Annotated in this window: 6 protein-coding genes; 1 reads left to right on the top strand and 5 read right to left on the bottom strand. The window is 42.2% G+C overall.

Features of this window, described 5'->3' with window-relative positions; genetic code table 11:
• Positions 1-430: 430 nt before the first annotated feature.
• From BLS20_RS01605 to BLS20_RS01595, 3 genes are all read right to left on the bottom strand, one after another.
• Positions 431-835, bottom strand: a complete 405-nt coding sequence (locus BLS20_RS01605) for a DUF5301 domain-containing protein (protein ID WP_090171502.1) — start codon at positions 833-835, stop codon at positions 431-433.
• Positions 835-1,434 (bottom strand): DUF6973 domain-containing protein, encoded by a 600-nt coding sequence (locus tag BLS20_RS01600; RefSeq protein WP_176762236.1) that lies wholly within the window; start codon positions 1,432-1,434, stop codon positions 835-837. The genes BLS20_RS01605 and BLS20_RS01600 overlap by 1 nt, the downstream gene beginning before the upstream one ends.
• A 214-nt stretch (positions 1,435-1,648) precedes the next feature.
• Positions 1,649-1,831 carry a hypothetical protein gene (locus BLS20_RS01595; protein ID WP_090171496.1) on the bottom strand — a complete coding sequence of 61 codons (183 nt, stop codon included), beginning with the start codon at positions 1,829-1,831 and terminating at the stop codon, positions 1,649-1,651.
• Between the two features lie 79 nt (positions 1,832-1,910).
• On the opposite strand from BLS20_RS01595, the gene BLS20_RS01590 reads away from it, so the two are divergent.
• Complete coding sequence (locus BLS20_RS01590; protein WP_090171567.1) at positions 1,911-3,518, top strand: spermidine synthase; 1,608 nt, start codon at positions 1,911-1,913, stop codon at positions 3,516-3,518.
• A 260-nt stretch (positions 3,519-3,778) separates the two neighbouring features.
• Here the strand turns inward: BLS20_RS01590 and BLS20_RS01585 are convergent, their stop codons facing one another.
• Positions 3,779-5,026, bottom strand: coding sequence for an ATP-binding protein (locus BLS20_RS01585; RefSeq protein ID WP_090171493.1), 1,248 nt, complete (start codon positions 5,024-5,026; stop codon positions 3,779-3,781).
• A gap of 556 nt (positions 5,027-5,582) precedes the next feature.
• On the bottom strand, positions 5,583-26,261 hold the full coding sequence (locus BLS20_RS01575; protein ID WP_090171490.1) for an MBG domain-containing protein: 20,679 nt from the start codon (positions 26,259-26,261) through the stop codon (positions 5,583-5,585).
• Positions 26,262-26,509: the final 248 nt, after the last annotated feature.

Raw genomic sequence — 26,509 nt, 5'->3', positions numbered from 1 at the left:
AAATTAACTTTCGGTGTTTTTAAAGTTGTATTTTTTTTGGCTCAATCACAAATTCTATGTGATGGCTGATTCCTGACATACTCCTTCCGGCTCATATCCATGATCTTCAAGAAGAAGTATTCATCATCGGGATAGCCGTATCCTGAAAGCATGAGTTACAGTGTTTTCAACAGGTTGGCGGGTGTGTACCCGGTCAACCTGTGTAAGTTAGCTGCCATATGGAGCTATTTACAGACTTTATTTCACACACTCGACTGTTAATGGTTAATAGCTTGCTCTCTATCTAAAACGGTCTGCCGGTTTCGTTAAGAGGCTGCCACATTTTATTACAAATGCGACAGCTCCCTGAATTGCTCTTACCCCGGATATTGCAAAAGCGTCATTTTTGTTTGACCCCAGATAAAGTTAAAGAGCCTTAATACCAGTATATCTATAGTTCTGAAAATAATTTATCTATGTTCTCTGTTAATTCATAAATACCCTCATATGGTTTTTCTATGTAACTCTTTTCATCTTCATAGTAATAATACAAAATTTCTTCATCTTCATTTATTGCGATTCTGCCAAGAGGAGCTTTGTCAGGTGCATCCTGTACACTTTCGTATTTCGTAAGCTTGGCTTTTTTTATAACGTCTACAACCTTACCTACATCACCACCATCAAATACCTTTTCGGAATGATCAAATAGTTCGATTGAAATCCTTTCGACTTTATCTAAATCGACTATCCTATTGTCATTATCTGAGGCACCGCATCCTGTTGCAAGTACAAATATAGCGACAACTATGCTAACAGCAATAGTTGTTCTAATTTGCTTTATTACTGTTTTCTGCATTATTTCTCACCTTTCTCCGACGACTTCACAAGCTTGTTTTTGGTTATTATCCTGCACTCGCCGGCACGTACTTTTGCTCTTGAGTTTTTCTTAAATGTGGAGTGCCTGACCGTGTTGGGGTAGGATTTAGCAAGCGCTCTTCCCACTTTGTTGTTAAATAAATCCATATCCTTTTCAAGTTTTGGCTGTTTGCTTGCCCCGTTTTCATGTGCGTCAGCCCATTTTTTTGCAAAACTCTGTCCAACATCTATTGCCATTCCGTAATTCCATATAGTGTGCCTGAAAGCATCTCCATTCCCGTTATGCAATACTGTGCTTTTATACAATTCCTCAGAATATTTTAATGCAAGTTTTCCGTTAGCAAGGCAGAGCAGTGCTTTTACCTTATTCTCTTTGAATAACTTCTTTTCTATGCTGTTTAAGTGAGCATAGTCGTAGAACTTATCCGACGGGTCCAAACCTTTTGCCTTCCTGATACCTTTAGGAGCTCCTCCACCATTAATTATTTTTGTGTCCGAGTCAATAAACTCATTTATTTCATCAAAGTATACAAACCTTGTATAATCATTATGATACGAATCAATTGTAACAAAATACAAATTTTTAATCAAAGCGTTTTGTCGTGAACGGTCACATTTCACCCTGAACGGTCAACATATTTCAATATTCTAAAAAACAAAGCAAAAAGGACAAACTCATCACTAACAATCGTCTGTGTCAGGGCGAGCGCCCCAATCTTCAGAAGCGATGCCTTCGTCGGGATTAACAACCTTTTGCTAATCAGGCTTCCAAAGATGACGGTCAATATCCCCGCTAAAAAGAAGCGAATGCCGCAAATAGAATCTGCGATGCGCTGTCTCCTGCCCCGACTTCGAATATCTGATATCCTACCTTAATACATGGAAACGCGCTTCCCCATAAGATAGTTGAAATCATAGCTCCCATCACGACTACTTTTCTTTTTTGAAATAATTGCTTTTTTTGTTCTCTTTCCATATCGCTACAAGGGTACTCTTTTTCCTATTTGTTGTCAATTTCATTTACTTTCAAATCAAAGATTGATAAAATTTTTGGTATGGAAAAAAGAAAAATCTTATCAAATAAATTTTACTTATACTTAACGGAATTCTTCGCCGGCATGTCCGTCATGGCCGTGGAACTTGGGGCGAGTCGCCTTCTGGCTCCGTACTTTTCTTCTTCGCAGATTGTGTGGACGATTATCATCGGAACCATCATGATTGCCATGGCGCTCGGCAACATCTATGGCGGTCGGCGCGCCGATGCAGATCCAAATCCGGACAAACTATATGGCCGCATCATCATTGCCGCTATCTGGATTGCACTGATTCCGGTTGTCGGAAAGTACATCATCATCGGAATCTCTGCCGTCATGATCTTCTCTGTCAGCTCCGGCTTCTTAATCTGGGCAGCGTTTATCTCCTGTCTGATTGTATTTGTCTTTCCGCTGTTCTTACTCGGTACGGTTACTCCGTCCCTGGTAAAATACACGGTAGACTCGCTGGATGACAGCGGCAAGATCGTCGGTAAATTAAATGCCGCCAACACCATCGGTAGCATTATCGGCACCTTTATCCCGACCTTTGTTACGATTCCGACGGTCGGTACGTCTTTATCCTTTTTGATTTTCGCCGCCATCTTACTGGCTCTTTGTATCTTGTATTTTGCGTGCGGAAGGACGAAATCGCCCCGCATCATTGTCGGCGTTATCGTGTTGGTTTTGAGCTTTTTCTTTGGACACTCCGACAGCTTCGCCTTTTGGGAAGACAATCTGACCTTCGAAGGAGAATCCGTCTACAATTATCTGCAGGTCAAAGATGATGCGAATATGACTGCGCTATCAACCAATGTACTGTTTGGTGTGCAATCAGTCTATGTAAAGGACGAATCCCTGACAGGTCTGTATTACGATTATGCCATGGCAGCTCCCATGATGGCCGATGTCAATAAAAACGATGGTCTTGATGTACTAATTCTTGGTATGGGAACCGGCACCTATGCGACGCAATGCGAGCGTTACTTTGGAAACCTTAATCTGGAAGGTGTGGAAATTGATTCCGACATCACGAAGCTTGCGCATGAATACTTTCACCTGTCCGAAGACATTCTCGTCTATCCCTACGACGGCCGTGCCTATCTTAGCTGCGTCGATCAGACCTATGATGTGATTATGGTAGATGCTTATCAAGATATAACGATTCCTTTTCAGATGTCTTCCGTGGAATTCTTCAGGCAGGTGCAAAGCCATCTAAATGAAGGCGGCGTAATGGTCGTCAATATGAATATGCGAGGCACGGACGAAGATTCCGCCATTACCAACTATCTGTCGGATACGATTGCGTCCGTATTTGCCAATGTCTATACAGCCGATGTCACCGGTTCCACAAACCGCGAGCTATTTGCCTCTGACAACGACGATATGCTGACCAACCTTACTTCTAATCTCTCTCTTGAGGACGACAACGACCTGAAAGATATGATGATGCTGGTATCCTCTAAGCTGGAACGTTATGAAGGCGGAAGCCATATCATGACCGATGACAAAGCGCCCGTGGAGCTTCTTGGTATGCAGGTGATTGACAGCATGATTGGAGAAGAGGTCAGTTACTATAAACAGCTCTATCAGGAAGAAGGATTATCCGGTCTGATAGAAGCATTGCAATAAAAATAAAATGTGGAGAAACGAATCCGTCTCTCCACATTTTTTTATTTGACCGTCAATTTAATGGTCTTATATACACCTGTATAAAAGCAAAAAAGCCCCATATTTAAATAACCAAAAGCGTTATCTGAATACGGGGCTATAATTTGCACATTCGTATTATTTGATAAAAAATCCTACAATTAGCTTGATAATTAATCGCTGTGCTTTTCGGGTAAAATAAAGATACATTCGAATGTTTTGATATGTTTCGTTGACTACTCTTACAAGCCAATCATTCCAACAGGACAATAATACGCATTTCTATTAAGCGGAAAGACCTTATCGGATGTATCAATTATCAGGCCTGTTTCAATCGGCATCTTGTACTGCTCGAGTATTTTAAAATTCTTGTCTGCTTTGTCTTTACCTATGCCTTTTTTTATCTCTATCGGATACAGCGTCTGATCTTTCACATAAATAAGATCCACCTCTTTTCGATCTCTGTCTCGATAGTAAAACAACGTATGTTCTATTCTTTTTCCTTCGTTACGGATACTTTTTACTATCTCACTGACAACATATGTTTCAAAAAACGCACCAGCCATAGGCGAGTCTTCTAATATGTTCGGATCCGACCATCCACATAAAAATGCGCAAAGCCCGGTATCCATAAAATACATCTTCGGTGTTTTTATAATTCTTTTTGACAAATTGTTCGCATACGGCTGCAAAATCATTATGATTCCGGATGCTTCTAAAATGGATATCCATTTTTTCGTAGTTCTGGCATCAATCCCAACAGCGTTTCCTACTTCCGTATAGTCGAGTTGTTGCGATGTACGCAAAGCTACAATTCTCATAAACTTTCTAAAATCATCCAGTCTACCAACATTTATCATACGGCTGACATCTTTTTCCAAATATGTAGCAATATAACTTTCAAAAAATGTATCTCTATCTATCCTTTTTATCCAGTATTCCGGCATTCCTCCTAAATATATTTCCTCAAAAATCCTATGCCTGTTCTTTGGTTCTAAGTCCTTTTGTTTTGATTGAAGACTTTTGATGTCCGGAATAAACTCACCACCTTCTATTTTCCTTTTTTCACACTCAGAAAAAGAATTGACTTCAACCAAGGCAGTTCTTCCGGCCAATGTTTCAGAGGCGTTCTCCCTTATTTCATGCGTATTGGAACCGGTAAGAATATACATAAGTGGTGTGGTTGTTACCTCACTTAAGCTTTTCAATTTTGCCTCATCAATTCTTATTTTTATAGCTTCCATCAGTTCAGGAACTTTTTGAATCTCGTCAATAATAAGTGGTATCCCATGCGAATCCAAAAAGAGTTCCGGATCATCCGTCGCAAGAATTCTCTCATTGCTTTTATCCAAAGTAACATATTCAAAATCCGGAAACAGATTTCGAATCATCGTGGATTTACCAGTCTGTCTCGCCCCATACAAAGTAATGCAAGCATATTCACTTGCGGTTTGTTTTATTTTCTTTTCCAGTTGTCTGTGGTAATACATCGCGAACCTCCCATTTCATCCTTTTTCTTTATTATAATCCATGTTTCGGCAAAATCAACATCCGATTGTCGTTTTCGCCGACGCCTTTGGCGTGATATCGTTCGGTACACGGCGGTTCAATCAACTTAACAAGTAACACACCTTTCGGTGTAGTAATCTAACATTGAGACTAATCCAAATGAGGTTAGTCTCTTTGTACTTATAACCTTTTGTACCCATCCATTGTGAGCGAGTCTTGCATATCTGTCTCCACAATAGGCGATGTTATACGCTGCCCATCTTGGTACGTCCAGCTTCATCAAATTCTTAGCTCTATTCTGCGGAGTTTTCCAATGCTTCCAAATACACATACGAAGTCTGAATCTGATGTTTCCATCAAGTTCTTTGTGTCCATGCGTTCTTTCCTTTCTGCCTCGCGGCGGACACCCTTGCCTTCGGCTATATCCTTCCCACTACCGGGTGGATTCGGGACTTGAACCCGTTAGAAACGTGCGCCGCTAGGCGCACAACCAAAAAAAATGGTTCTCACTATCATCGAATGTGAGAACCATTTTTATTATTTGACCGTCAATTTAATGGTCTTATATACACCATTTTGAGCATAAACCCAGATCTTACAAGTGCCTTTCTTCTTCGCCTTAATCTTACCCGACTTCGTCACTTTCGCAACCTTTTTGTTACTAACCTCATAACTGATTACTCTATGTTTTTGAATTCGTTTTGATTTAATCTGGCGAACTTCTTTTGCACGAATCTTTGCTGTCTTGCCCTTCTTCAGTGTAATCTTGGTTGATTTTTTCTTACCGACTTTTGTGATCTTGACACTCTTAGCTACGCCATACTTGCCACCGGTAGTTGTTGAATGAATCGTGCAACTTGATGCAAGCGTAACCTTTTTACCATTAACCACTTTGTACGCGCGAACAACAAACTTATAATAACGTCCTGTCTTCAGCTTCTTAAGCTTCAAGGAAGTCGTGTTCTTGCTTACCGTCTTAATCAACTTCTTTTTGTAGATCTTACCACCCTTATTACAGTAGTTACCATAGATTTGATATCCATCAGCACCGGATTGTTTTACCCACTTAATGACCATACTCTTCTTCTTACACTTAATCGCTCTTGCTTTTAGTCTTGAGAAGGTGCTTCCTTTAAGGTCGCTGTCATTTTTCTGATTCATCAATGCTTCTTCTGTAATCTTGATGGTATCCAAAGAAACATCATATTTGTCCATGATATCCAAAATCTTAGAGGCTGTCTCAGGATCTACTCCAAGCGCGTCTACAACATCCTGTCCGGATACGCCACTACGGTTGGTTTTTTCCAGATATTCTTTATCCTTGTTCTTGCTACTTGATCCACTTCCTGAATCAGACGATTCCTCCGTCTTATCCGTGTAAACAATCGCATATGTAGAGAACTGATTCGTTGTGAACGTAATGGAATCATTCGTGGTTTCGTTGTCCAGCACCGTTGCTATTCCACCATGAACACGTACTACATCATAGGAATCGTGTCCCTGCAAAGTCTCCGGAATGGCAAGCGTAATCGTCACATCATTAGACTGGGTATCTACCAGTTTGCTTTCGACACCATTTCTCGTCAGATACAATGAAATGTCTACATATGCACCGATTTTCTCGCTTTGCGCAGAGTTATTCACATAGCTTTCCACCTTATTCTTGTCAGACTGATAAGAAGTATCTTCTTCATCTACATCCTGAATACGAAGACTTAGTGTGGCTTCATCCGACTCACTCAGGAAAATTTCCTCATTGTCCAAGGTTATTACGGCACTTTCAAGGCCAAAGTCTTTTGCCACTTCAAATGTCGTATCTTCCTCTTCCTCGTTTTGTTTTGTCTTTTGCACAACTGCATTAGATGACGCTTCCTCAATATCGACCTGCGTCTTGAGCCATCCAGCGCCTGACTCATTTGTCGAAGTACCATCTTCTTGCGTCTGTGTTGTTTGCGGATTATAAAGAGTTTCGTTCGTCAAATTCTCCTCATGTATATCCAAACCGTTGGTTGATAGGTAACTAGCATTACCCGCATTATCCACAAGTTTTGCATAGACTACATAGTATGCTCCAAATGCAAGTTCTACAGGCTCTGTATAGTTGCTCCAAAAATCATCTCCCTTGTCCTTCAAGTCATTTGCTGTATATGTCGTCACATCCGTACTAGATGCGGCAGATTCTACATGATAGTAAATCTCTTTCATGCCACTGTTTACAACATTCGTCTGAATGGTTTCATTTTCTTGTGTAACCATAAATCCATCATCTGCAGCTGTAATGGTTGCAGTCTTCGATGTTGCATAACGAAGTCCAAATGTAATATTATCGAGTACCGTATTCCAGATATCGTAACTGTTTACTATGATTGTTCCATTCGGTGCAACCGTTTCCCGCCATTTTGCATAGACCGTTATATTCTGTGTCACCATCATGTCATCTATCGGCTCATCTTCTTGTGTGTACCATCCAAGGAACTCGTAATTCTCACGTGTTGGCTCCGGCTTCGTAACTTCATTCAGGTTACTGTTATAGTCGACGTAGATTGAAGTTGTATCCATGTTCGCCTCCACCAAATCGTCATCATTGACATCGAAGGTTACGCATGGCCTGATCTCAAATTCTTCCCACTCTGACTCTCCGGCAGCATAATTAGTATCTGCACTCACGCGGGCTTTCACCCAGTAACTACCCGGCTGGGTCGGTGCCGTTTCTAATTGTTCATACGGCTGGCCATCCTCATCCAGATCACATCCGTAGTAAAGGAAAGTAACCTCACCATCTCCGCTCTTGTCCACTTGCAATCTGTCTGAATCAGAGTCATATGGATTTCCATCATAATTCACAGATGGCTCTACCGTCAATGTGACAGAGTTAGCTGCCTTTTGTACCGTCAATGTACCCGGCATAAAGGTAATCTCATAGTTGTCAGAGGTTTGTCCACTTGGTGTGATCGCATATTCTCCGGCATTATCACCTGCGGTATAAGAGTACGCATAGCTAAGCGTTCCTCCTAAGTCTGCCTCGGTCTCATTATTTACAAATCCTTCATAGGATACGCCTGCATTTGCCGGCTCATCGCCATAAACAATTGCGTTATCGTTCGCCCGAATCACCAGATTCGCTTTGGAAATGGTAAATGTCTTAACCTCTGAAATTGCTTCATAACAGTTATCGTCTCCGGCAACAGTGGCTACAACCCGATACGTACCCGGTGCTGTCGGTGCACCATCTATCGGGGTATAGGTATCTTCCCCTGTCTTTTGTGAATACTGATACGTCACATCTCCTGTACTAAGTGCTGACTGAGTTAGTGTTGCATCATTATAAGCAGCTCCATCATATGTTGCATCCGGTGCGACAAGTGTTAAGTCATTTTGTGCTTTATTCACTGTCATTACCGCAGGTACATAAGTAATCTCATAGTTATCTGACATGTAGCCATATGGCGTTACTACATAATGATTTCCTACAGGATCGCCAATCTCATACGTCTGTATTTCGTTATTTCCATCTACATAGGTAAATGTATAGGCTACACTTCCACTTAAGATTTCTTGCGTCTCTCCATTAACAAATCCGCTAAATGTTACGCCACTTCCTTCGGCACCCTGATAATAATCTATCTCTACTGCATTGGCTGTAATGGTAAGCGGTGCCTTTGTAATTGCAAATGCAGCCAGCTCGCTTTGCGTTTCGTTATAATTGCCCGAAGCCGCAACCTGAGCCACTACGCCATAACTTCCTGCATTTGTCGGAGCGGTATCTAACCTCTGATAATACTTTGTCTCCTGTGCTGATGTAACCGTCTTTATTTCCTGTTTGGCCGTCTCGTCAAGCGCTTCATATTCCTCTTGTGATTGTTCTTCATAATAAGTATAGGTTGCTGCGCCGTCTCCATTTTTCGTAAGCACCAAACGCGTCGACATATCGTCCGCTGTATCATAGGCTGTGCCATCGTAAATGACATCCTCAGCTTGTAACGTCAGCGTATCATCAATTGTTTCTACTGTCAGCGTACCGGTCTCATAATGTATATCATAATTTGGCGAGCTGTAACCGCTTGGTGTAATCACATATTCTCCGGCATCATCACCAACCACATAAGAGTACGCATAGCTAAGCGTTCCTCCTAAGTCTGCCTCGGTCTCACCATTTACAAAGCCTTCATAGGACACGCCTGCATTTGCCGGCTCATCTCCATAACCAATCTGGGCATCTTCTGCTTTCACATTCAGCACGGCCTTTGTAATCGCAAATGTTACCGGACTTGACGTTGTCTCTAAATACTGTTCATACGCTTCGGTCGTTACGGTAAGCGCGTAGGATCCAACCGATACAGGTGCCTCATCAAGAAGTTCATAGTAAGCCGTAGTCTGCATCTCATCTGCAGTAGTCGTAATAGACAGCCGATTAGAATCCTCTAGCGCATTGTACTCGTTCTCACTAACTTCCCTGTAATACTGATAAGTCGCCGTGCCATTACCTCGATAACTTAGCGCAATATTCGTTTCCTCATCATATGCAGCGCCTGTATATACGGCATCTTCTGCACTCAGATCAATTGTATTAGCAGCTTCTCCAACTGTTAAGATTCCTTGCTGATAGGTAATCTCATAATTAGCTGCGGAATATCCGGACACGTTGATCTCATAATCACCCCTTGGATCACCGGCTTCGTAAGTATAGCTATAAACCAAGGTACCTTCTAGTACTTCTTCACCTTCACCACCAACGAATCCATCATACGTGACGCCTTCATTCGCCGGTTGTGAATCAAACGCAATAACACAATCAACTGCCGTAATTGTAAGAGGTGCTTTTGCAATCGTAAATGGTGTAAGGCCAGAAACCATCTGCACATAATTTGCATCCTCTTGTATCGTTGCCGTTACGGCATAATTTCCGGCATTTGTCGGTGCCTCCTCTAGCATTCGATAATAGGTTGTACCCTGCTCAGAATCTACTATTACTACAGCTTCCCCTGCCTCTTCATCAAGTGCGTCATATTCTTCTTGAGCTATTACTTCATAGTAGGTATAGGATACTTCACCGGTACTGTTTGTAATCAATTCTAACTGCGTTGTCGCATCATACGCTTGTGCCGTATAGGTCATATTCGCAGCTGTAAATGTATACGCATCGGTAATCTTTTCAACCGTCATAGTACCGGCTACATATTCGATATTATAGTTCGCCGCCGTATATCCACTCGGTGTAATCACATACGTACCAGCCTTACCGGTCTGTGTATTGCCGGCTTCATAGGCAACCTGATTCTCATCCGTATAGGTATAAGACAATTCACCTTCTAGAACATCTGCCGTTTCACCATTTACCAATCCGACATATTCCACTCCGGCATTTGCCGGTGCATCTTCAAAGTGAATGGTCGTATCATTCGCTGTGATCACCAATGTCGCCTTGTTAATGGTAAATTCCGCAAGATTTGTTTGTGTAGCAAAATAATGTCCGTCTGAAGCAATCCTTGCCTTTACGGCATATTGTCCAATACCAGTCGGTGCTTGCGTCAATGGTTGGTAATAGGTATCGTCAAGCAGCTCAACCGTTTCTTTTTGTGTCTCTTCAAGTGCTTCATATTCTTGCGCGGTTATCTTTTCATAATAGTCATACGATACCACACCGCTATTGTTCTGCGCAGTTGTCAGTTCAAGACGCGTTGTCATATCATCTGCCATATCATAGGCCTTACCATCATACGTAATGCTGTGGGCGGTAAGCGCAACCGACGTATCGCTCTCACCGGTAACCGTCAGTGTTCCGGTATTATAGGTGATGGTATAATTGTCCGATGAATAGCCTCCGATAACAATCGTATAAATACCATAAGGGGTTTGCGTTGTATAGTAAGTCGGTGTCTGGGCATCCACTACATAACGATAATCCATGCCCGTAAGCCCTTCATCTAAAGTAAGGTTCGATTCATCCTCACCCTCGGCAAATCCATCTACTGTATAACCTGCCTCATCAACATATTTTTCACCTTGTGTAAGTTCAGTACCTTGTACCACAGAAAAATCAACCGGTGTAAAGGTCAATGCGCGTTTTGCAATTGTAAATGTAACAAACTCTGTCTGCGCCGCATTATAATTACCATCAAAAGCAACCTCTCCTACTACACCGTAGCTGCCGGCATTTGTCGGAGCTGTCTCCAATGGACGGTAATATTGCGTACCTTGTTCTAAAGTCACACTTCGTACTTCTTGCTTTGCAGTCTCATCAAGTGCTTCATATTCCTGCTGCGTGATTTCTTCATAGTAGGTGTAAGAGACTGCACCGTCTCCATTCTTTGTCAGCACCAGACGATCGTCTGCCTCGTCATATGCAGCGCCATCATAAATCATATCCGCAGCCTGGAAAGTTAACGTATTGTCAATCGGCTGTACGGTCAAGGTGCCGGTCACATAGTGAATATCATAATTTGATGAACTATAGCCATACGGCGTAATCGTATACGTTCCGGCCGAAGAACCTGCAACATAATCCTCATAAGAGTAAGTAATACCGCTAAGATTCTCTGCCAAGGTAAGATTCGCTACCGTTTCATTATTCACAAATCCATCTGCATCATTCAGCGCATCTCCATAAGTCACCCATGAATCCGCATTTTCGCTGTCAACTTCCGCATCTTGTCCATAATCTATTACACGGTCTGCAGCCTTAATTGTAAGTGTCTGCTTTGTAACCGTTAATGTACCATTTGTCGTTGTTACGATATAGTTTGTCGTCACCTGCGATGCATCCTGTGGATTCAATGTCAACGTATCTTCCTGACCATCCGCTTTTGTAATGCTCACCTGTGCAATCGCATTCGTTGCTGTTCCGACATTGGTAATTGTCGAATCTTCTGTAAATGTATATGCGATTGTGTCATTCTCATTTGCCAGTCCTGTCTCGGAAGTAATTGTCGCCTCCGGATATGTCAGTGCAGTTCCCTGGTACGTTCTCGATGCATCACTTGCCGTTACCTCGATTTGTCTTGGATGTATCGTAATCAGCTTACGCGTTGTGTAAAGCTGGACACCATCTTGTTTCGTTGCAACGCAGTGATAATAACCACTTTCATTTACGTCTGTAACACACCATTCTTCACCGGTGCCTACCAAAGTATCATCCAGATACCACTGATAGGTTGCATTATCACTTTCTGTAATATTGCTTCCAAAGTCTGCGCTCAGATTGATTGCAACCTCATCATAGGTCTTTTCTACTTCTGTTGCATCCACTACACCGCCATTAACCAGGACTTCTCCATCCACATGCACGATGATGGAATCGCTTTCCTCGGAATCAAGTGCATCCGCCTTATTCGAACTCACTGCCTTAACGGTTATCTTATAAGCACCATTTTCCGTCATATACTCTGCAAGATTACAGCTCGTTCCTTCAATCGATGCAAATTGTTCCGCTTGCTCGCTCGTCATAACATCTTCCCAGGTACTACTGCTGTCGTCATGATACTGAAGCGTAATTGCATAGGTCACCGTCACCTCAGATGCCGAATTTACTCCCGCATTTTCCAAAACGCCGCTAACCGGTGACCATATCACATCCCCGAACTTGTAGATCTCATTGCCATTTTCACTGCCCGGTGTCGGTGCTTCAAGATCCTCCGGCACGCTAAGCTGTGTCGGTAAGATTGTAAATTCCGTAAAGTCTGTTGTAAACTCTGCATAATTTTCAGAATTCGGAATATAAGACTGTACATACCAGGTTCCGCCCTCTGTCGGCTGACCTTCTAATTGCAAATAGTAATCCGATGATACTAGTACACAACTTTCCTGTTCCTGCTGCGTAAGCGCCTCGTACTCATCTGCCGTCAGCTTCTGATAGTACGTATAGGTAATTCCTGCCGGAAGAGACACATCCTCTCCCGGATAAGTCGTCATCTCCGTGTTTGTTGTATCTGCAATCTCTGTCAAATAAGGAGTATTTCTGGTCTCACCATATGTCCAGCCATTCAATACCGCTCTTGCACTGAAATCTCCACGATTAACCTTTACCTTAAGCGGTCCAACAGATTTGCCATTGGCATTCTTTAAATCTTTTGTTGAAAATACAGCTGCTGTGCGACCGTTATCCTTACGCGTAGCAGTGATTTCACAATAAATCTGATAATTCGCAGAATACGACTGATTCATTGGGAATTGAATCGTATTAATCGTATCCGTTGTACCTTCTGTTACATCTCCCATCGTTACATAGGAACTCGTACTACTCTTTCTGTACTTCCATTCATAGGTAAATGTATAGTCATCTGTTGTAATCGTATCCCCATCAACCGTTGCAACCTGCGTTGTAAAGTACGGACTGTCTGCATAAGAATAACCATACTGTATCTCCGCAGATGTGCTATAAGGTGTTACCCCAAGATTGCTTTGTCTGCCAACCAGATGCACTGCTGTAATATCGTATACTACAGCTTTAAGCTTTACATGAATCGTGATATCTGCACCTGACGTAAGAGCTGTTGTCAGTCCAAATGAGCCTGCATAATCGCGATTAGCCGGTATTACCTGATCTTGCTCATCTGTCGTTTTCATTGTATACGCATTGGTCGGATTGTCTGCAACCGCAACTGCTGCTTCCTCAGAGCTTACCGATAAAACATCATAACCGGATGCAATCTTATCCGTCAGATTCATCGTAAACGGTATAGCACTCTCTCCTTCTATGACATTCATAGAAAGTGTTGAAACCGTATCTGAAGTCGTTACCTCCTGTGCCGATCCATTTAAAGAAAGACTCATCGTACCGTCCGGCGAATCTTTTTGCGCCTGCGCAATTGCTGCTAAGGTATCATTTGTATTGGATTCACTTTCTGCTGAACAATCAAATGTCAATGTCACATTTGCTACGTAAATCACATCCGATAAGCCAACCTGTGAATACTGTTTTACATTAATATAATTCACATTATTCTCTGTTCCGGCTTCTGCTGTAACGTCAACATAATATGCACCCGGACCATTCTGTCTCATAATTTCCTTAAGGTCCTTCGTATAAGATTCACTCTCATCTGCCGTAATGACATATGCATCCGTCTCATCTTCGTCGCTTCCGGAGATGTCAATCGTCTCATAGTCCTGTGCATCATTTGCTTTGTAATAAAGATTCATAGAATAACTCGTTACCGATACATCCCCGATATCTTCTAGCGCTTCAAATGTAACCGTACCCGGCTCTGCCTCACTAAAGTTCGGCTGTGGTGCTGCAAATGTTGCCTGACACACCTCAAAGGTTGTTGATTCATAGGATACATTGTAATTTCGATTGGCTCCTTCTACAAATCCGGATGGAGTCAGCGTATATGACGTAACTCCACCAAAGGAATTGTCAGAATCTGCTGTATATTCGCAGTTCCAGATTTCACCATAACTACCCTGTACGCTATTTGCCTCAAGCGTATCTGTCTCTGTCTCTAATATATGATTTGTTGCAATACTTTCACCGGATACAAATCCTGTATAAGTATTGCTATATGTCGGAATATCATCTCCGTAGAAAATCTCTTCCGGCGTAGCTACTGCGCGGATGGTTAGATCTTTTCTTGTGATTTTTGAATATGCAAGCTGCTGAGAATCATTCAATACGATCTCATACTTTTGATCCAAATAATCAATCAGACTATAGGAAAGTGTAACTTGAATATCTGCAATCTCTCCATTATTTACCAATACATCCTTTTGCGCATAGAATGTTGAGGCCGTAGAAAGATCGAACGTGATACCCGTTATTTCATTGTCCCTAAGGTAATCGATGTCTGCATCTAATAACACCGAATCCCCTGCGCTATCCGTAAAGAAACCATAGGTAGCATCATAACTTAACGGCTCTCCCGGATCTTCTCCATTCTCGATTTTCGCAAGCTGCGCATTGGTATAATACTTAATCTGATCTAGGCTTACCGCCTTCGTTCCGTCGTATACTTTATCGTCTACAACCAGATTGCCATTTGCGCCAATTGTAATACTCTTTTTACCAACAATCAGATATTTTCTGTCCGCTGATGCACTGCTCACACGAAAGCTGTAATTTAACGCACTCCAATTATCATTGCTTGGAGTTACCGAATACCTTCCTGCATGATCCGGTGAAGTATGTGTCTTGGTATCTCCGGATGGTGTCAATGTTACATTTACAGGATTTCCACTCGTATCTGTATAAGTAAAACTATAATTGATAGTATCTGCTGAGCTGATTACACTTTCGGTATCATCAAACACAAATCCACTGTATGTGACATCAAAGAAATCATGATCTACTGTCTCTCCATAAATCATGTCTACATCTTGCAGCATCTTGACGGTAATGACCGCCTGCTCCACTGTCAGTGTTCCTGTATGATAAGTAATCTCATAATTGTTATACTGCGCAGAATTTTCCTCAATCGCAATCGTGTACGTACCCACGTTTGGATAAGTTCCCTGCGCCGATGCATCACTTCCGGTTCCATTGACATAAGTGGTTGAATAGGTCACTTCACTATTTAAGGCAGTCTCTAATGTCTCACCGGACAATAAACCTTCCTGTGTCACAGAACAATTTGATGTATCATAACCCGGCACGGTCTCATCTCCTGAAGTTACGGTTGTACCATAAGTCGTTGACTTATCATCTGCCGTTAACGTCAGTGCTATTGGATTAATCTTAGCCGTCAATTCTATCGATTCTGTTGTCAGCTCATAATTCGCATTATTAAGTGTGATACTTGTCAGTGTGATTGGATTTTCCGATGAACCCACAGCGTTCTTTTCGGTATTCACATTTTTGCTGCTATATGTCGCGGTAAACGGACTTGTCTGTGCAAATCCAAATGTATTGTAATCTTGCGCGATAACACCGGAAGCTTCCTGCGCATCCACCTTAGTAAACTTCACATATTGATTTCCATAAACACTATCCGTAAGCGTTGACTGCCTGGCAAGTAGCATTTCTTGTTCACTTGTAATGTCGGTTGTGCCATCATAATCTTTCTCAAGTTGTACCGCATTCACCGCTTCTATTGCCACCGGACGTTTCGCTATGGTCAGCAGCTTCGAAGCCATCACTTGCACCTCTTCATTTAACACATAACTGACAACATCATAATCTGAAACGGTAAGATTAGAGGTATCCAAAGTGATGTTATATTCACCTGCCGGCAGCGCAAGGTTCGCATAGGATACCGCATCTAGCTCGGCAAGTGTGCTCAATGTAGCATTCTCATCTAATTCATAATTGTACTGGTAAACAGCGCCATCACTTGTTGATGTCGCAATAAACTTAAGACTTCCGGATACTCCAACCTGCTGCTCAGTATCATTTCCAAGAAGACCGGACGAAACTGCAATCTGCGCACCTAACTGCACGCTTTCGCCGTAGGTTGTATCCACCGCAGTTGGTGCAATTATCAGCATTGCTTTTGCAATATCTGCCTGCGTGGTTGTAACCTGCGTATCACCATCTGTCAGATGCAGAACATAATTATCCTTATCGCTTCCCGTAAGTGCTCCGTTTTGAATGACAATGGTAACTTCTTTGTCCGTTCCAACACTTGCACTATCAAATGTTCCGGTTATCAGGTCTGTATTAATCGATAACTCATCTGTGCTCACCTGTCCACTAAAGGTCACCTGTGAACAATCCAGCGTCGCATCTTGTGTATTGTCATAGACTTTATCATTCGCTGTAATTCCTTCTACGATAATCTCAGCCGGAGCAATCGTCAAAGTGTCTTGCCCATAAGAAACGATAAAGTTGTCGGTTACTACTTTTCCTTCGCTATCCTTAAACTGCGCCAATGTCGCCTTAAGCTCATAGGTTCCGGCATCGACATAGCGACCGTCTGTTGCATCTGTCCCAATTGTTTCTGCCGTAAATGTATAAGTCTTACCTGCAATTGTTACCGTATTGGAATAGCTGACTGCCTCAGCTTCATCATGCGTTGGATTTCCATCCTCATCGATTCCATTCATCAAGTAATCCAGCTCACTGCTTTCATTTGCCATATATAAACCATACGTGGTGAGGGTATGTTCTTCTCCATCATAGGTTACCGTCTGCGTCATCGGCTTTATGAATACTTCCACAAAAGAAATCGTATATGCGCAAGTCGCCTGGCTCAGCTCAAAATCGCCAATATCCAGATCTTCATCCGTACTTGACAAAGAAGCCGTTGCCGTATAGGAACCGGCTGCAATCTGACCACCATTTACTGTAAGTGTCAACAGATCTTGCAATTCCTGGTCTAGATTGGTAAATACTGCCTGCGGCATATGACGGGTACCCGTATAATCATAAGATGCAGTTTGTACGCCTTCACTATCGCTTGACATAGTTCCGTTCGCGTCATCATCAGCAATCTGCCAGGTCACTTCAATTGTTCTTTTTGCAATCGTTGCTGTAAGATTGAGAATCGAACCACTTTGCACGACATAATTGTAGTTACGTTCGCCGGCATGAGCGCCGTCCTTATATATTGCTATGATATCTGTTATCGATATACTTCCCGCTTTCGATACATGCGCAGAATTGTACTGGGCGGTAAAATCCACTTCATAATCTTGTGATTCATCCACCTGTTCATCCTGATACCATCCGGACACAGTGTAATATCCGCCATGTGACAGCTGATACTTATCTGTACCTTCTGTTAATACATCACCGGCAACTACGGTACTTCCTGTATAACTCATCTCAAATACTTCGTCGGTCGGTGTCAAGGTAAGCTCTCTTGGATTAATCGCAATCGTAGAACTTCCTGCTACGGCATTATAATTATTACTCAGCGATTCATCTAATGGCTTCACATAATAATAAATGGTATATGCGCTGCCTGCTTCATCGCGCACGTTGGTTTTTTTGATCTCCTCTACATTCGTTGTGCCGGCCGTCTCATAGTTCGTACTGTTAAGTTCGGTAGCATCTGAATAATAGATTGCATATCCACCATTTTCATTTGTTAGGTTCTCATACTGCTCCGGAAGTGTTACATCTACTGTTATTCCATGTGCCGAAGCGTCATACAATCCCTGATAAGCGGTGGCTTCAACCTCTAAATCAATCTTATTGACCGTTATTGTTAGCGGCGCAGTTGCTGTATAGGTTACTTCTCTTCCATTATCACTTCTCGCAATCGTGACATCACAATTATAGGTATACGTTCCCGCATCCTTTCCTGTTTCAAATGGATAAGCAGCAGATGTTGCCCCTTCAATCGGTGTCCTTTCTTCGCCATCTACCTGATACCACTGATAAGCCTTAATATATGTGGTCGCGGATGCATCTGTCATTGCAACATTGGCCTTCAGATTCTTTACATCCTGTGATGTATATCCATAATCATAGGATGTCACATCACTTGTAATCGTAATGGTTGCTTGTGCAACTCCATCTGCGGATACTACCGCAACCAGATTACTGCTCTTTTCTTCAATCGGATAGCTAAGCGTGCTTTCCGTTGTTACCGGTTCTACACCTGATAAGTCCTCTATCAGACTCTTTTGTGTAATATCATCTCCGACAGTGTAATCTGCCAGAACATCTTCCGCTTCATACCAACCGACAAAGGTATATCCGGTTGCTACAATTGCTCCAACACTTACATCCTGTCCGTAGGTATAACCATTCCCTGCACCTGCAAGAGTTGCCGATGCCTCTCCTGCGTCTAAGGACTTAACTGCAAGATTTAACGAATACGCAGTATCCCTGGTATAGTAATAATCCAGTTTTGTATCAATCGCAGCTGTAAATGTCTGCGTCTCATCCGTTGTGCTAACGATTTCTTTTCCATAACGATACACAGCATTGGCAAATGCATACTTATCCTCTACCGCTCTGCTATATGCGCCATATTCATAGCTGGTTTCGGATTCTAATTCCTGCACCGATACAACGGCAAACAATCTTGATTGCGTTGTATTATATATGGTTCCAGCATCATTTACAGACTTTGACAGGTAATATTGTGTCACATTTTCCTCTGTCACAACCAGTCCAAGTACCGTCTCTTCACTCGTTACCACATATCCGCTTACAAGCTCTCCGTCGATATTGATCCACTTGCTCATAGCTTCTAGTTCTTCTTGCGTCGAAGCACTCATAATCTCCTGAATGCTTGCAAGTCTCGCAGATTCATAAGAAAAGTCTGTTGTCTGATAATAGTGTGTAATGGTCTGGTCATACGGCCCTGGTACCCAGTTCGCCTGCACAGAAATATTCTGCGTCGGCATCTGAATTGCAATTCCATCTTCCACTTGCGTTGCTAACGCATTCATGTCTTCAGACAAATCATCCCCAAGCGTAATGGTACCATTGCTGGCTGTTGTATAAGTTCTCCATGTCCATCCATTAAAGTTGTATCCGTCTTTTGTCGGCTGCGTTAAAGTTACCGTCTCTCCAACCTTATAGGTATACTGCTTCCATACGGACGAACTTGTATTATTGGTATTTACAAGCACATTGTAAGTATCTCTTGCATAATATGCGCTCAAATCAAAGATGGAAGTCTCACAATATCCATTTAACACATTGCTGGTATTGGTATCTTCAAAATGATAATTTGACTTACCATAATCCGCATAGGAAAGGCTGATCGCACTATAGGTGTACGAATAATGATTTTCGTCAATCAGCACCAGTTCGTCTTTGTAATAATACTTATAAACTACCGGTGTATAGGTATACGAGCCACCAAGGCCATCCGAAATCGTTACTTCATCTCCGGCCGTTTGTTCTCTGGTAAATGTATAAGAATTTCCACTCGTATCTTCTAATACAAATTCATTTTCTGACGCTTGCGTCATCTCTTCTAGCTGCGTAGCGGTAATATAATTAAGACTCTGTGAATCATAGGTAAGATTATCCGAAAGCTCATAATGAATATATTTATGGTAAAGTTTCTTATCCTTCACGCTCTTACCATATAATGAGTGATTGGTGCTCATATTATAGGAGTCGGATAAAGCTTTTGTAAATCCTGCATCCTCATACCACTCAATCGTATATCCATCTTTAACAAGTCCTTTTGCTTCGGCAAATGATGTACCTTCTGTTACAACCGCATCCTTTGTGCGCGTTCCTGTATAATAACTGCTGCTGGCTCCTATATATTGACCATCCAGATAGTAATACATATAATGCGCATCTTTTACCTTAAGCGTGTACGTAAGTGTCGTATCTGCATAAAATACGCCGCTTTGCGAATAATTATTCCACTCATACATGCCATTATACTCTTCATTCAGCGCAGCTTTCAGGCTATTAGCCTTTACATGGGCAATGGAATTCGCATCTGATGACATGCTATAACCAATTCTCGAACCTTTAATAAAGTTCTCACCAGCGTCTTGTGATGGTACCATGCACAGATAATCATCTGTTCCATCTCCATCACTATCCCATAAATAATATTCACAGGAGGAAGCTGTACCATTTTCTGCTTCTAATGCGCGAATCTCAGACGTTACATTCGTATAATTTTCATTTACAGAAGTGTCGTCATATATATATTCATTTTGATAGATACTTCCACCCGGATACAATACATCCGAGCTTCCCTCATCGATTGTATATGGTACGGCCAGTCGTTTATTAATAAGACGCACCGGATAGTCATTCCCCTCATAGGTAACCGTAAGCGCATCCGTTGAATTCGTAATCGGATCTTTATACTTTACATCCAGACTTAATGGTTCTCCTGCCTTTGTATAATAAACGTTGATGTAGCGTGATCTTTCTGTAGAACCATATTTGTACACACTATAATAACCGGCGCGTGATTCTTTCGTAGCACTGGTCAAATAATAATCAGATGACGTTGGATCCACCCACTGCGATGAAGATGTAAACTTATAATTTGGATAATAATGATTTCCATTTCTTAGTGCATAACCTGAATAGGACACAACATATTCCTGATCTCTAAAGTTTTGATTCCCATCTGCTGCTATCAGATTGTAATTCTCATCTATATAATAATCCGTAAAATACATCATCGGTTCCGGATCATAATAATTCCCCCAGATACCGGATTTCGTTTCTGTTTTTAGCAAATGATCTCCGGACTCATCTTTTACATAATAGTTAATAGTCGCCGTAACCGTCTTACGCTTAAAATAGATCTTTAAAATATTGTCCGTAGCTGTGCTCGTCAAAACAAAGGCATCCTGCCCATTCGTCGTATCTGCATCATATTCATAATTGTCCAGCAAATTGCTATCGATAATCGTAGCCAGACTCGAATAGAGAACATCTGCATCCTCTTGGCCTATGGTAATTTGCTCGCCTACATTTCCATAGTATGTGATTTTCGTAGGATCTGCATTGTATGTATTATCTTTATTTGCCTGGTATACATATACCTGATAAGCTACTTTATTCGCCTGAATATAATCTCTTGTAACACTTACATTACCAGCCGGCATTGTCGTAGGTGCAGTACCGGTACTCCAATCGGTATAATCTGCCAACGTATAAGATTCAAGATTAATATTCTCTGCATCAAATTCGGTTACTACCGTTGGCGACGTAATGGTTGCCTGTGAAGATCCATATACATGATTTGTAAAATAATCCGCCATGGCTGTCGTATTTGGATGATCCGCATCTTCTCCTACAAGATCTTCTCCATATTGGAATGTCCAATATGCCTTATAAATCCGATTCGAAGCTGTATTATGATCTCCGCGCCATATGTTCAAGGTCAGTGTATAACTATTCCTTGAATAATAGTAATTTACTTGAAGTGTACCATCTGTTCCTGTAAACGCTTCTTCATTACCCTCTTGTGGCTGAATTGCGCTGACTGTTCCGCTTACGCCGTCGCTAGACGCACCGGTATCATCCGCTGTTCCGGCTGCGCCATAAGTCACTTTTACCTTCTGCGCTGTATATCCTGCGATTGCCTTCGCTTCTTCTACGGTAAAATCCAAAACCTCATCATGACTGCTGACATTCGTATCGGTCGCTTCTGTAAGCAGGGTATATGCCGTTCCCTCAAGATTCATAACATAATAGTTGACCTTATAATAAGCGGATTGCGCTACAAAAGAACCTGTTGCAGCCAGATTCTGATTCGGCATGGTCTCCGGCTTATCTCCCGTTGATCCATATACCCAACCCACAAAATCATATCCATCTGCAGTAGGTTTTGTTTCCTCTGTATCTATGGTCTGTCCATAATAATACTGATATTCGCCAAGTGCAATTGTCGTATCACTCGTTCCTGCCTGTACATAACTATAGCTTAATGTATATTGTGCACGCTTATAATAAATATTATAGGTCTGACCATTACCATTTATCGTTACGCAACTAAGCGTTGCATCCGTATCCAGGGACATACCTGTCATATTCTTTGCAAGCTGCACATCTGTCGCACGGATTGTGCTTGCGTAGGTTGCGCTTATAGTCGTCGTCTCATCAGGACTTTGCGCATATTCGCCCTGCGTATCCATATAATAATAATTCACATTGAGCTCATAGGTTTCATCTGACCACTGCGCATACAAGGTATCATTCGTATTATCATCATAGGTTCCCTGATTGGTATACGTTCCATTCGTTCCTAACCATTTGGCAAAACCTTTTCCTTCATAAGTATAAGTATTTGCCGGAAGCGTGATATCTTGATCTTGCGCTTTTAAGACAGATTCCATCTGCTCGCCGCTACCACCATTTGCATCAAATGCAATGCTGTAAATCTTAATCGTATCGGTCATCCAGGTAAGATTATCATCATCATCTTTGACCGCTATATAATAGGTGCCTGCTTCGTCAAATGTTATCGTCTTTGTATAGGTAACAAAGCTTCCATTATCTACAGCTTCTCCGCTTTGCGGCGTTATCCATCCTTGTGCATCTACGGTTAAGTTCTCGTCCATTTCCGTAGCAAGATAATAACCACCAATACCTTTTTCGTCCGTAATGGTTAACGTATATTCAACGCTTTGTCCATTCTCCCCGTAGGAAGAAAATGCAATCGTTCCCTGTGCTCCGGTTGAATCAGATCCGGCTGTGATTTGCAGATCGTCATTTGCAGCATCAAGGTCTCCAAGCGTAACCGTTGTTGTCTGTGCAGTCGCATCCGCGATTGTCAAAGCATCTTCACTTCCTGCTGCCACTGACCAAATTGTATCCACAGCCGTATAGCCTCTTGCGTATGTCACATCCAGCTCGGCCTTTTCTCCCTCGATCAGGTATGCATATGCCGTATGTCCGGTTGCCTCTCGAATCGAAACCGTATCCACACCGCCATCTCCGGTTACTGTAACTTTCGCCGTATAGATATAAGTGGAAACACCACTTAATCCAGTCAAATAGTTCGCTACATTCTCTCCACCGATTGGCTCTACTTCCACCGTATAATAATATCCTGCTGCCTGTGCATCCTCATGGATTACGTCTGCGAAGTCATAATACGTGCTGGTGGTAGAATATACATCTCCAATCTGTACATCCACATCTCCACCTTCACGATACAGTCTTAAATTGTATTGAACCTGAAGTCCTGTTCTGGTAACCGCATTCCAGGATGCCATCGCCGGACTTGTCGTACTCCAGCCCGCATAATCCGGCGCACTTAATACCGCCTGCGTCACTTCTAATGTTCCCGGAAGCAAGACAACTTCATAATTATCCGGATTTGTTGTGGATGTAAATTCATAGGAAATCGTATTTTCCACTACACCTACTGATTGAATCGAACCGGTTGCGCTATAAGTCTTAAAATCATCTTCCGTAGCAAGTCCATCTGCTAATACTTCTTCCTGATTGTCATTCGTATAAGAGTCCTCTATGGTTACCTCCGGAAGCGTTCTTGTTGCCCCTGTATAGATCCAGCTTCCTGACTGAGATGACAATACCAGCAGTCTTTTTTCGATTGTAAAATCTACCGCCTCGGATATTACGGTTTCGTAATTCGCTGTTGCCGGCACAATGGCTCTTACCTGATAATCTCCGGCATCGGTTGGTCTTTTTGTCGTCCATGCTGTGTCATCATCTGCCTGCGCTGCCATACGATACTGATAGGTAACATCCGTCAATGTATTTTCCCCAAGCTGATTAACCGTCGGCCCGCATTCCTCTGTATAATCTCCGTACTTCCAATTCTGGATAGATACCTGTGTCGTAAATGTATTTTTTGCAATCTCAAAAGTCTTTGTAATCGTTCCGGCATAATTGTTTTGAAAGGTAATCGTTACCGTTGCTTCTCCGGCCTTGTTGTTGTTGCTATAAGAAACCTCATAATCAGCGCCGGCATCCAAAGTCACCTCGTCATCTGAAATCGAATTATCCGTTACGGTCACCTCCGGCTCATAGGATACCGGCACGCCACCATCTAACGCATAGGTATAGCCATCTTCCGGAATTGTAAGCGCTGCAATAACACCCGCACCGTCATCTTCCACCTGCTTTGGATTGACAGTCAGGGTGCTTCCTACATAAGTCAACGCATAATTATCTGCTACAAATCCGCTATTATCATCAATTGTGATGTCATAGCTTCCTGCATCAAATCCTTTTTCATAATCACAAGATGCTTCTCCGACAGTAAGCACCTCTTGTGCTGTTTCATCCTGCACAAATCCTTCATACGAATACGTAAATTCCGGTGTTTCTTCCCCATAAGTGATGCTCTTTGCATCTGCTGTTATCGTAAGCGGAGCCTTATTTATGGTTACCATTACCGGCGATTGACTTGTCCCGCTTTGTTCTTCTTCGCCTGCGATGGAAATGCTTACCTGCACAATATACGAACCGGACTGTGATACGTCTGTTACTGCATATTCAGATTCCGTTGCACCTTCAATCGCCTCATATTCTCCCGTAGTTTTACGATACCACTGATACGAAATGCTGTCTGCTTCTAATGTACCGGCTTCTAACTGTGCAATATTTGCAGATAATGTGATAGGCTCTCCATCATACGTTTTTTCTGTTTCCTGCGCATCGGATTCCACCGTCACATCGATCGTTTGCTCTGTCCATTCTGCATATAGATTGACACAGCTACCAAGATCCTCTACTTCAACCGTTGTCACATCATCACCGGTTAGCTGCTCATTGTCTTTCCATCCACTAAGGACATAACCTTTTCGCACACCTCCCTGCAACTGTGTGATTGCGCTATTAGTAATAACTAGCTGTGTCTCATCCGCTGCTTCTCCGTTCGTATAAATCGCATTATGATACACCAGCTTCGTTACAGCCATGCTTTCATCACTGCGCGCGATATTACCAGCCTGATCTTTTACATAAAAATAGTATTGCCCTTCTTCTTCCGGCATATATTCTATTTCTTCTGTCACATTTGCTTCCACTGCATCTGTAACCTGTGTCCAATCTTCTTGTGTAAGATTCGATGCATCGCTCTTTGTTGTAAATGCATATGCATATATTCCGGTATGCTCATCAAGCGCTGTTCCGATCATCTTCGTTCCATCATCCGAAACCGCTATTCCCTGTACAATCGGATCGGTTGTATCATGATAATCGTATGCTTCTTGTGATGAAGCCACCTCAGAATTTTGATAATAATCTGCATAGATACTATTTACCTGTGCATATACCGTAAAGGTATACTCCCCATATCCGTTATCATCAATGGTATTGGTAAATTCATAATCAAATGTATTATTTCCACAACTGATGGTATTTCCAACCTGTTCGCCATCGCAGTAAAGCGTTAACATATATCCGGAAATAGCATTTTGTGCAAGTTCTCCTCCGGATGAAGTTGTTACCGGTTTCGACCAGGTTGCAAGCGTTGGCGTAGCGCTGTCCCAGGCAACATTAAGTGGCTGTCCAATCGTTCCCTTTTCAACCGTTACCGTATATGTATCATCAAGAATGGTTTCCCCTTCTGATTCATACCCCAGATAATAGGTTCCCGGATTTAATGTGACATAATTACCCCAATTTTCCCAATCTTCATTTTCAAGATTGTCATTTCCTACGTCCGTCGATATGTATGCAAATCCCGGTTCGTCATTTCCTGTGTAATCTTGTAATTCCCATGACACGGCATCGCCATAATAAATCGTAATTGCATGATCTTCGACAACCTCACCATCCCACATCAGTGCAAATTGAGTTGTCGCGGCATCTGCTTTTGTCGTCACCAGGCTTCCCGGAAATCCTCCAAAAACCGTAGTCACCACGACAAGAATTGCCAATATGCTACTCAAACTTCTTCTTGCAAAAACTTTCTTCATTCTTTCTGCCCTTCTTTTTATTTTGTCCTCTACCCTGCCCTAATCGTTCTCCCAAAGCAGGAATCATTTCCCATAAATTATTTCTATTATATGTCCCAAAGAGACACAAAAATGGCTCAAATTAAGCCTTTTTGCCTAAAAGACTCGTCCTACTCTTTGCTTAGAGAAGTAGAACTTTTCTGGCTTTAATAAACAGTCTCAATGTAATTTATTTCGGAATTATTTCGCTTTAATTTACCCCTCTTATT

This window comes from Eubacterium oxidoreducens (assembly GCF_900104415.1).
Lineage (GTDB): Bacteria > Bacillota > Clostridia > Lachnospirales > Lachnospiraceae > Eubacterium_C > Eubacterium_C oxidoreducens.
This window is presented reverse-complemented; position numbering and strand designations above follow the sequence as displayed.